4 protein-coding genes are annotated in these 2,983 nt (G+C 56.1%); all 4 read right to left on the reverse strand.

Translation table 11 applies throughout. From position 1 onward, the window contains the following. A partial coding sequence (locus Q0526_RS04370; protein WP_298731234.1) for a 4-hydroxythreonine-4-phosphate dehydrogenase PdxA occupies positions 1-417 on the reverse strand: 417 nt, incomplete at its 3' end. Positions 418-429: 12 nt separating this feature from the next. Next, positions 430-1,329: a 4-hydroxy-tetrahydrodipicolinate synthase gene (gene dapA, locus Q0526_RS04375; protein ID WP_298731236.1), complete on the reverse strand. Its 900-nt coding sequence runs from the start codon at positions 1,327-1,329 to the stop codon at positions 430-432. Between the two features lie 21 nt (positions 1,330-1,350). Then, positions 1,351-2,496 carry an iron-containing alcohol dehydrogenase gene (locus Q0526_RS04380; protein WP_298731237.1) on the reverse strand — a complete coding sequence of 382 codons (1,146 nt, stop codon included), beginning with the start codon at positions 2,494-2,496 and terminating at the stop codon, positions 1,351-1,353. Then, positions 2,493-2,983: nucleotide-binding domain containing protein (locus tag Q0526_RS04385; RefSeq protein WP_298731238.1), on the reverse strand; the 491-nt coding region annotated here is incomplete at its 5' end. The genes Q0526_RS04385 and Q0526_RS04380, both read right to left, overlap by 4 nt.

The raw sequence follows: 2,983 nt of genomic DNA on the forward strand, positions 1-2,983 counted from the left end.
ATGTCCGGAAAAGTGATGTCCTGCCAAGTTTAAGGCTTCCTTATTAAGCGGATTCGTAACTGTGGCGTCCACTTTACCTGCCATAGCCAGTTCAATGGCTTTGCGAACATACTGAAAGGCCGCATTTCCTGCCTGGGCTGAGACCTTTCCCAGCTCATAATCTGTCGGCTGAAGTAATCCCATATCCAGTACATCTATGGTCCCTGCCCGGTACAATCCTTCCGCAGGGTTCTGCACCGAATGGATCTGCAGTTCCGGCCGTCCTACCAAATCACAGGCCCTCCGCAGGATGGCCGCGTCGCCCACCACCAACGGTTTGCAGCGTTGGTACAATTCAGGATCATCCAGCGCCTTAGCCGTGATCTCCGGACCGACACCTGCCGGGTCCCCCAATGTAATGGCAAGAGTTTTTCGCATCACACACCTCCTTTACCGCATCCCTGCATCTCGACACTGGGCCAGTGCTTTACGCAGCGCCTCCATACCTTGCGGTGACAAACCATTGAAAGGAGCGCGGCCGGGGCCTACATTATACCCAAGTTCCCGTACGGCCGCCTTGACAATCGTATTGGGGTTACCAAAGCGGAAACAATCCCGGAATGGCCGGATGCTGTCCTGAAGGCGGCGCGCCTCTAGCACATTCCCTGCCACAAACGCTTCATAGATTCCCACCATCGTTTCCGGGAATACATTGGCGCAGCCAGCGATGCCACCCTGGCCGCCAGCCATCAGCGTCCACAGGATCAGGGAGTCGTTGCCGGACAGCACGGTAAATGGCTTGTCACCGTCCCGCGTTTTTTCTATGTATTGTAGAATATTGTCGAAGTTTCCACTGGAGTCTTTTGCACCTACGATATTTTTCACCCGCGACAGGGCCTGCACCGTATCGGGTGCCAGGGCGTTCCCCGTGCGCGCTGGGATGTTGTACAGCAGGATAGGCAAATCTACCGCTTCGGCTACCGTTTCATAATGACGCTGTAATTCCTGCTGAGACGCTGCCGCGAAACTTGGCGTAATGATGGACAGCACGTCTGCCCCCAGTTCTTTTGCCTGCCGGGAAAGCCGAATGGTTTCAGCCGTGCTGATGCAACCGGTTCCCGCATAGACCGGCACGCGCCCGTTGACAGTGCGCACGGTGGTTTCCAGGATTTTGCATTTTTCCTCATAACTGAGGATGTAGCCCTCACCATTCGTCCCGAACACAAAAATGCCGTGCATACCTGCGTTGATCATTCGCTCAATCTGACGGACCAGTTCCTCATAGCATACCGATTCATCTGCCTGCATAGGGGTCAGGATCGGCACGATGATACCTTTGATTTCTTTCATTCCGGTTCCTCCTTTCTTATTTCAAATCACCGCCCGATAGATAGCTTCGGCATCCGCCGGTTCCACCTTACGGGGATTGTTTACGAGCAGTCGTTGCACTGCCATGCCGGATTCTACCAGCGCAGGCAGATCCGCTTCGGTCACGCCATAGGGTGCCAGCGAGGTAGGAATATTCAAATGACGCACCATACGCCCCATCTCCTGGACGACCCATTGGGCTTTTTCCGCCTCGCTGCCGGCTGTGCCGGTCCCTACGGCATCATAGACCCGCGCTAACCGCTGCCCACAAGCCGGCAGGTTGAAAGTCATCACCGGTATAAGCATCATGGCGTTGGCCACACCATGGGGGATATGGTACCGCCCACCCAGCGGGTAGGACAGGGCGTGGACCGCCGTAGTGCCGGAACAAGTGATGGCCACCCCGCCGTAAAACGCGGCCTGGAGCATCTTTTCCTTGGCTTCCAGATCGTCAGGGTCATCGCAGGCAGCTTCCAGATTGGCGAATACCAACCGCAAGGCCTGCATGGCAAACAAATCACTGAAGGGATTGGCCTTTGCCGAAATATAACACTCAATAGCATGGCACAGCGTATCCACTCCGGTGGACGCTGCAATAGCACGGGGCAGGCGGCGAATCATCTCCGCATCCAGAATCACCGCATCGGCGATCATCTCCGGATTCACGATTCCCACTTTGAGCTGCTGTTCGGGCACCGCCACAATGCTGTTTGGCGTAGCCTCAGCCCCCGTACCTGCTGTGGTCGGGATCATGACCGTGAACACGCTTTTTTTGCCTTTGGCCGCGTCGTCCAGCAGATCGCGCACGGTGCAGTTGCCATTCGCCGTGATAGAAGCCAGCTTGGCCACATCCATAACGCTGCCGCCGCCTACTGCCACGATCATATCAGCGCCCCATGCCCGGAATGCATCCACCACCTGCTGGGCCTGATCGCAGGTCGGTTCAGCAGGCAGTTCATCAAAAAGCCGATACTCCACGCCTGCGGCCTGAAGCTGCGCCAGCGGCCGCTGCACGACGCCCGACGCGCAGATTCCCTTGTCGGTAAAGACTGCCGCCCTGTGGTGTCCTGACGCCAACCGGGCCAGCGCCTGCATAGCACTGGTGCCACTGTAAACCTGACGCGGCATTTGAAGTTGATACTCGTTCATCCTGTCTTACCTCCATTCAAATTGCGGCGGATCTCCACAAGCAGATCTTCCTGCCCAAATCCGCCAGATTTCGAAAGCATCCATCGCGTCTGCCCAGAAGAGAGCGGCACCTCAAAAAGCACAACACCTGGTGCAACCTCCCCCCAGGGGCGTATCTCACTACAGGGCAGTTGTCTTACCACCCCAAGCAGTGTATCACCGCCAATAATCATGGGCAGATACTGCCGTGACACCTGACTACCCAACAGCTCTTTCGTCAAAACGCCCAACTGCCGGGCAGTTGCATCCCGGAGTCCCACAGTGTCCTCGTCGCTTTTTGCCACAGTGTCAATCAAAATATCTCGACCGCCGCGCATCGCCTTTTCCATGCCATACAGCAACCGCTCAGCTTCAGAATCAGAATAGCCTGCTTGCATCTGACTAGGGTCCAATGATATCCGAATTCCTCCGTTCTTGGTCGCATAATCCAGTTGGCGCTTTGTAATGG

Source organism: uncultured Subdoligranulum sp. (assembly GCF_937890665.1).